Raw genomic sequence first — 7,153 nt, forward strand, 5'->3', positions numbered from 1 at the left:
TGACAGGGACCGGGGGATGCGTCACCGACCGGGCCGCCGGACACACGGCGACGGACTGGAGGCGCGGGTCGCGTGCGCCGATCAGCGCACGCGATCCGCGCCTCCAGTCCGGATCCCGCAGCACCTCAGACGCGAGCCGCCAGCGACGCGTCGGCGGCCAGCAGGACCTGCGCCGCCACGGCGACGCCCTCCTCGCGCCCGAGCTCGGTGTCCTCGTGCTCGATGTTCACCCACATGTCCGGGTCCACCTCGCGGAGGGCCTCGAGGAACGCCGACCAGTACGCCTCGTCGTGCCCCTTGCCGAGCGCGACGAAGTCCCACGCAGACGGCTTCGGCCACTCGTTCGCCCACTCGTCCCCGCCGAGGTTCGTGCGCGGCTCGTCCGGTGACAGCCGACGGAACGAGTTGTCGAGCACGCCGTTGATCGCCGCCTGCGGGTTGATCCGGACGTCCTTCGCGGCGGCGTGGAACACGAGCGGACCGAGGTCGCGGACGACCGCCACCGGGTCCATCTGCTGCCAGAACAGGTGCGACGCGTCGAGCTCGACGCCCACGTTGGTCAGCCCGCCGCGCTCGACGAGCTCGCGGATCGTGGCCGGGTTGAAGACGACGTTCTGCGGGTGCAGCTCGAGCGCGACCTTGACCCCGTGCTCGCGGGCGAGGGCGTCGATCTCCTGCCAGAACGGCACCGCGACGCTCCACTGGTACTCGATCACGTCGAGCGCGGCGGAGTTCCAGGCGTTCACGATCCAGTTCGGCCGGGTGCCGCCGGGTTCCCCCGCGGGGAGGCCCGACATCGTCACGACCCGGTCCTGGCCGAGACGGGCCGCGAGCCGGATGCTGCGGCGGACGTCCTCCGCGTGCTTCGGCCCGATCTCCGGGTCCGGGTGCAGCGGGTTGCCGTTGCAGTTCAGGCCGGCGATCGAGACGCCGGTCCCGTCGAACTGCGCGAGGAAGGCGTCGCGCGCCTCGTCGTCGTCGAGGATCTCGTCGACGTTCGGCACGTGCACCGGCGGCAGGAACCCGCCGGTGTTCAGCTCGATGCCGGTGAGGCCGTTGCCCGCGATGGCCTCGAGCGCCGCGGCGAGCGGGCGGTCGTGGAAGATCGCGTTGTAGAGACCGAGCTTCATGCGTGTGCTCCTCCGGTGACGGACGCTGCGGTGAGGTCGACGGTTGCTCCTCCGTCGGCGGCGGACCGGGCCACCGCGTCGAGGATCTCCATGTTGTGGACGCCGTCGTCGAACGTGGCGTTCGCCGGCAGCGGGTCGGCCGTGTTGCCCACGACCTCGTCGAGGAAGGCACGCGCCTGGTACTCGAACATCTGGTTCTGCCCCCAGCCGACACCGGGAGCGTCCATCGCCATGCCGCCGGCGACGTAGGGGTGGTCCGGGCCGAGGACGACCTGACGGTAGCCGCCGAGACGGGAGCCGTCCGACTGCAGCGCGAGTCCGATCTCGGATGCGCGCTCCTGGTCCCAGCGTGCGGCGCCGCGCTCGCAGAACACCTCGACGACGAGGCCGTTCGGGTGCGAGGTCGCGACCCGGGAGACCTCGAGCGAACCGACCACCGAGCCGTCGCCGAAGCGCGCGTTGAACGTGGCGTAGTCGTCGTTCTCGACGTCGGCGAACTCCCCGGTCAACGGGACGGCCTGGCCACGGAGGGCGAACCCGGCGGCGATCGGCCGCTTGGTGACGGCCGTGGTGAACATGCCGCCGTTGACGCTCTGCACCTCGCCGGCCAGGAACTCGGCGACGTACGCGAGGTGCGACCCGACGTCGGCGAGGGCACCGGTCCCCGGGGCCCCCGCGAAGCGCCACGAGAACGGGACGTCGGGCGAGGAGCCGTAGTCGGTCCAGTACCGCGCGGAGACGTGCAGGACGCGACCGAGGGTGCCGTCCTCGACGAGCTGCTTGATCGCCGCGAGCCCGGGAGCGCGTCGGTAGGTGAAACCGACGCGGGCGGTGAGACCACGACCGGCCGCGAGCGAGGCCGCGGACGCCATCGCGCGGGCGTCGTCGAGCGAGTCCGAGAGCGGCTTCTCGCACAGCACGTGCTTGCCTGCGGCGAGGAGCCCCTCGACGATCTCGCGGTGCAGCGTGTTCGCGACGACGACGCTCACCACGTCGATGTCGTCGGCCTCGGCGATCGCTCGCCAGTCGGTGTCGTGCCGGTCGTACCCGAAGCGCGTCGCAGCCTCGGCCGCGAGCGGTTCGTAGACGTCGCCGACCGACACGAGCCGGACGGACGGCAGCGTGTGACCGAACAGGGACGGTGCGTTCCGCCACGCGGCCATGTGGGCCTTGCCGGCCATGCCGGCGCCGATGACGGCGACGCCGATGCTGTCGCTCATGTTCTCTCCCTCGAGAAGTCGGTGATGGCTCTGGAACGTTCCAGAGAGCGTCGGTAGACTGTAGACGCACCCACCCATGTCCTGTCAAGGAGCCGCGTGTCCCGACCACCGACGATCATCGACGTCGCGACCCGTGCCGGTGTCTCGAAGTCGCTCGTCTCGATGGTTATGCGCGACGACCCCGGCGTCTCGGACACCCGCCGGGCGGCCGTCCTCGCCGCGGCCGCCGAGCTCGGCTACCGCCCCAACCGTGCCGCCGCGATCCTCGCCGGCACGCGGACGCGCACGATCGGCGTCGTCGTCGACGACTTCCGGAACCCCTGGTACGTCCCGATGCTCGACGGCATCCGCGACGCGCTCGCCCCGCACGGCCTGCGCCTCACGCTCGCGGACACCCGCGCGAACGCCCACCTCGACTCCTCCCCGTTCGACGACCTCGTCTCGCTCCGTGTCGACGGTGTCGTGCTCGCCGCCGAGGGCTTCCCCGACCTCGTCGTCCCCGCGGACACCCCGGTCGTCATCGCCGGCGCACGCGCCGACGTCCCGGGAGGACTCGACGTCGTCGCCTCCGACGAAGCCGCCGGCGGACGTCTGGCCGCGGATCACTTGGTCGGCCTGGGTCACCGCCGCATCGCCCACGTCACCGGCGCAGGAGGCCCGGCTGCCGTCCGCCGCGAGGCCACCGTCGCCCGGATGGTCGCCTCCGGCATCGAGCCGCTGGTGTACGGCGAGGGACCGACCTCGGAGCAGACCGGCTACCGCGGCACCGTCCGCGCACTGGAGGACCACCCGGACCTGACCGCGGTGTTCGCGGCGAACGACGTCATGGCGATGGGCGCGATCGCCGCCGTGCACGAGGCCGGGCTCCGGGTACCGCAGGACGTGTCGGTCATGGGCAACGACGAGACCCCGCTCGCCGCGTCACCCCTGCTGCGCCTGACGACGGTGGACCCGCACAACGACGAGGTCGGGCGACTCGCGGCGGACCGGCTCGTCGAGCTGATCGGTGCAGCCGAGCGGCCGGAGCCGACCCGGGTCCTCGTGCCGCCGTCGCTCGTCGTCCGATCGACGACCGCTCCCCCGCGCGCCCGCTGACCGTCCGGACCGCGGGCGTCCGCCGGTCACCCGCTGACCGGTGTCCGCCGGTCGGTGCCGATACCGTCACGGCGCGAGCTGCACCCAGCGCCCCTCGGAGACGACCCGGACCGAGCCACCGTCGACCGCCACGGCGGTCTGCTCGTCGATGGCGTAGGCGGTCGGAACGCCGATCTCGGCCGCCCACCGCTCGGCGTTCTCGAGGGTGTTCTCCGGGAACGCGTCGAGGTGCGGGAAGATCGAGAAGTCGACGACTCCCAACGTCACGTCGTCGACCGCTGACGGCCACGCGACGAAGGACGCGCCGATGCGCGGCGTCATGACCATGCTGCCGGCGCTCACGCCCACCCACACCGTGTCGGGCAACGAGGGCAGCAGGTCCGCGAGCCCGGATGTCCGCATCCAGTGGGCGAGGTAGGTGGCGTCCCCGCCGTCGACCAGCAGGACGTCGGCTCCCGTGACCCACCGCCGCCACCGCTCGGGGTCGATCGTCGGCAGCGCCGTGAGCTCCAGCACGCCGATCGACGCCCAGCCGAGGCCGGTGAAGGCGCGGGAGTCGGGACCGCCGGCCACGAGGTCCCGGACCGAGGCCGGTCCGCACATCGGATGCCCCCACTGCGCCGTGGGGACGACGAGGGCGTTCGCCTCCTCGACCGGCTTGCCGAGCATCGACACGAGCGCGGCGTGGATCGTCGGGTTGGTGACGCCTCCCGAGGTCAGCAAGAGCTTCACGTCGCCTCCGATCCAGGCAGTTCCAGCGTGTTCAGGGACCACAGTGCCACGCCGTGCAGCCCGAGGTCCTCGGCGAGCGCGACCCGCGCCCGGTAGGAACGTGCGTCGGACCAGTGCAGCTCGCGGCCGTCGTCCAGCGTCGCCGACCACTCGCCGGTCCGGGCCGACCACCGGGCATCGTCGCCCGCGAGCTCCCGCGCCCGCGCCGGGCTCACCTGCGCGTCACCCGAGCCACTCCACACGTACCCGTACCCCGCGATGCCGAGGTCGATCCGGTCGGCTGGCACGCCCGAGCGCTCGGCCGCATCGACCACCCGCTCCGCCCACGGCAGGGACCCGATGGTGCCGGCACCGCTCCAGGGCCCGTGCTGGTCGTACGTCATGAGGACGAACCGGTCGACGTGGTCCGCGAGCGCGCCGAGGTCGTACCCGGTGTCGCGGTAGCCCCGCTCGTCCGTCGAGGCCATGACCGCCATCGACACCTCGGCCTCCGACCCGAGCCACTCGTGCACGGCGTCCTCGAGCGTCGCGGCGAACGCCACGAGCCCCGCACGGTCGCGGCTCCGGAGCGACTCGAGGTCGATCTGCACGCCGCGCATGTGCGCATCGGACGCGCGTTCCGCCAGGCGCTCGGCGACCCGCGAGCGGTTCCCGGCGTCCGACAACAGCGCGGTGCCGACCTCGGGTGAGAAGTCCCCGATCGACTCGGAGAAGTTGCTGACGAGCAGTTCGGGTGCGGCTCCACCGGTACGCGCCGTGCGGGCGAGTGCCGCCACGCCGCCGGGCAGGTCGTTCAGCCCGGCACCGTCGTCCGTCACCGTGACGCCGTCGATCCCGATCGTCGCCGCACGACGGGACGCGTCCGAGACCGTCGCCGCCGATTCGTCACCCGGCTCGACGTACGCCTCGACAGCGAGGTCGGCGTCGGGACCCTGCGTGGCGACGCAGCCACCGAGGGCCAGCGCGACCACGACCGCGAAACCGACCACGAGTCCTGTCCGCCGCACCACCCGCTCACCGTAGCGTGCGGGGCGGGGCCGAGCCGCGCCTCCTGGACCTCAGACGGTGGCACCCTCGAGCCGGTCGACCGCGACGGCGAGCTCCTCGAGCTCGGGGACCTCGCGCGCCTCGGCGAGCGCTTCCTCGAGCGCGGCTGCGTGCACGGGCGTGGCCTCGTCGAGGAGCCGTTGGCCCGCGTGCGTGAGCTCCGTGTAGAGCCCGCGGCGGTCGTCGGCGCAGAGCACGCGGGTGAGGAGGGCGCGCTCCTCCAGGCGGTTCACGAGCCGGGTCGTCGCACTCGGGCTGAGCGCTGCCGCCCGGGCGAGCTGCTGCATGCGCATGTGGAAGCCGTCCTGGCGGCGGAGGGCGTCGAGCACCGTGAACTCGACGACCGACAGGTCGACGGCGCGCAGTGCCCGCTCGAGCCGCGTCTCGATGAGGCCGTGCAGGGCCGCGAGCGTGCGCCAGCCGTGGGCGCGGACGGCGACGGAGGAGTCGTCGACGGACATGAGGGGCCTCCTGGTGTGCTTCCGGGCAGGATTGGTTGCTTGCGCGGATACCCCGCGTGTGCAACTATCGATATCCCGCGTCTGCAACAACCAGCGTACGCGGCCCAGCTGCACCGCACAACGGAAGGACATCCATGCCCGCGGGACTCATCGCCCTCGCACTCGGCGGATTCGGCATCGGCCTGACCGAGTTCGTCATCACCGGGCTCCTGCCCGAGGTCGCCGCCGACTACGGCGTGACCGAGACCACGGCCGGGTGGCTCGTGACCGGGTACGCCCTCGCCGTCATCGTCGGCGCGCTCGGACTCACCGCCGCGACCACCCGGCTCCCCCGGAAGCCGGTGCTCATCGGGTTGCTCGTGCTGTTCGTCATCGGCAACACCCTGTCCGCCCTCGCGCCGGTGTACGGCGTGATGATGCTCGGCCGGGTGATCGCGGCCCTCTGCCACGGGGCGTTCTTCGGCATCGGCTCCGTGGTCGCGTCGAACATGGTCGCGAAGGAGAAGCGGGCGTCCGCGGTCGCCCTGATGTTCACCGGGCTCACCGCCTCGAACGTGCTCGGCGTCCCGTTCGGCACCTTCCTCGGCCAGGCGCTCGGCTGGCGCGCCACGTTCTGGACCATCGCGGCGATCGGTGTCGTCGCCCTCGTCGGGGTCGCCCTGCTCGTCCCCACCGTCCGCTCGGCCGACGCCGCGGTCCCCTCGCTCCGCCGAGAGCTCGGCGCCTTCCGCTCCGGCCAGGTGTGGCTCTCGCTCGGCATCACCGTGCTCGGCTACGGCGGGATGTTCGGCGCCTTCACCTACATCGCGTACACGCTGACCGCGGTGTCCGGGTTCTCGTCGGGCGCCGTGCCGTGGCTGCTCATCGTGTTCGGCGTCGGGCTGTTCGTCGGCAACTTCGCGGGCGGGAAGCTCGCGTCCCGGTCGATCGACGGCACGCTGCTCGTGGTGCTCGTCGTCCTCACGGTGGTGCTCGCCGTGTTCGCGGCAGTGGCGGCCTCGCCCGTGCTCACCGTGATCGCACTCGTGCTCATGGGGGCGTTCGAGTTCGCCACCGTGCCGGCGCTGCAGACGCGGGTGATGCAGTACGCGGACCACGCGCCGACCCTGGCGAGCGGGGCGAACATCGCGGCGTTCAACCTCGGGAACGCGCTCGGCGCCTGGATCGGTGGGCTCACGATCGCGGCGGGGCTCGGGTACACCTCGCCGATCTGGGCGGGGGCCGGGATCACGGCGGCGGCCGTGGTGCTGACGTCCGTCGCCGCGGCCGCGGCGCGGCGCGCGCGCTCGCGCGGCGCGGTGCCGACGGGCAGCGTCGCGACGGTCTGACGCGGGGGGGGGGGGGGGGGGGGGGGGGGGGGGGGGCCCCCGGGGTTGGGGGGGGGGAATGGGGCGGGGGGGGGGGGGCCCCCCGCCACGTGGGGGGCACCGGGTGGGGGGCGGGGGCGGCGCCCGCCCCGGGCCGGGGG

At 73.0% G+C, this 7,153-nt stretch carries 7 protein-coding genes; 2 read left to right on the forward strand and 5 right to left on the reverse strand.

Features of this window, described 5'->3' with window-relative positions; all coding sequences use genetic code 11:
• Positions 1 to 125 precede the first annotated feature (125 nt).
• Both WFH25_RS10725 and WFH25_RS10730 read right to left on the reverse strand, forming a co-directional pair.
• Entirely contained in the window at positions 126 to 1,130 is a 1,005-nt protein-coding gene (locus WFH25_RS10725; RefSeq protein ID WP_336697640.1) for a sugar phosphate isomerase/epimerase family protein, read from the reverse strand.
• The gene (locus WFH25_RS10730) at positions 1,127 to 2,350 is read right to left on the reverse strand and encodes a Gfo/Idh/MocA family protein (RefSeq protein WP_336697641.1); all 1,224 of its coding nucleotides are present in this window, start codon (positions 2,348 to 2,350) and stop codon (positions 1,127 to 1,129) included. The genes WFH25_RS10725 and WFH25_RS10730 overlap by 4 nt, the downstream gene beginning before the upstream one ends.
• Before the next feature lie 96 nt (positions 2,351 to 2,446).
• On the opposite strand from WFH25_RS10730, the gene WFH25_RS10735 reads away from it, so the two are divergent.
• Entirely contained in the window at positions 2,447 to 3,445 is a 999-nt protein-coding gene (locus WFH25_RS10735) for a LacI family DNA-binding transcriptional regulator (RefSeq protein WP_229086066.1), read from the forward strand.
• A gap of 66 nt (positions 3,446 to 3,511) precedes the next feature.
• Here the strand turns inward: WFH25_RS10735 and WFH25_RS10740 are convergent, their stop codons facing one another.
• From WFH25_RS10740 to WFH25_RS10750, 3 genes are read right to left on the reverse strand one after another with little or no spacing between them, the layout of a single operon-like run.
• A complete protein-coding gene (locus WFH25_RS10740; protein WP_071296030.1) occupies positions 3,512 to 4,177 on the reverse strand; it encodes a Type 1 glutamine amidotransferase-like domain-containing protein in 666 nt (221 codons plus the stop codon).
• Positions 4,174 to 5,187: a glycosyl hydrolase family 18 protein gene (locus WFH25_RS10745; protein WP_336697642.1), complete on the reverse strand. Its 1,014-nt coding sequence runs from the start codon at positions 5,185 to 5,187 to the stop codon at positions 4,174 to 4,176. The genes WFH25_RS10740 and WFH25_RS10745 overlap by 4 nt, the downstream gene beginning before the upstream one ends.
• Positions 5,188 to 5,235: 48 nt before the next feature.
• On the reverse strand, positions 5,236 to 5,685 hold the full coding sequence (locus tag WFH25_RS10750; RefSeq protein WP_070418145.1) for a MarR family winged helix-turn-helix transcriptional regulator: 450 nt from the start codon (positions 5,683 to 5,685) through the stop codon (positions 5,236 to 5,238).
• Positions 5,686 to 5,819: 134 nt separating this feature from the next.
• Between WFH25_RS10750 and WFH25_RS10755 the strand changes: the two genes are divergently transcribed.
• Positions 5,820 to 7,013 (forward strand): MFS transporter, encoded by a 1,194-nt coding sequence (locus WFH25_RS10755; RefSeq protein ID WP_336697643.1) that lies wholly within the window; start codon positions 5,820 to 5,822, stop codon positions 7,011 to 7,013.
• Positions 7,014 to 7,153 lie beyond the last annotated feature (140 nt).

The organism is Curtobacterium sp. USHLN213 (assembly GCF_037144815.1).
GTDB lineage: Bacteria > Actinomycetota > Actinomycetes > Actinomycetales > Microbacteriaceae > Curtobacterium.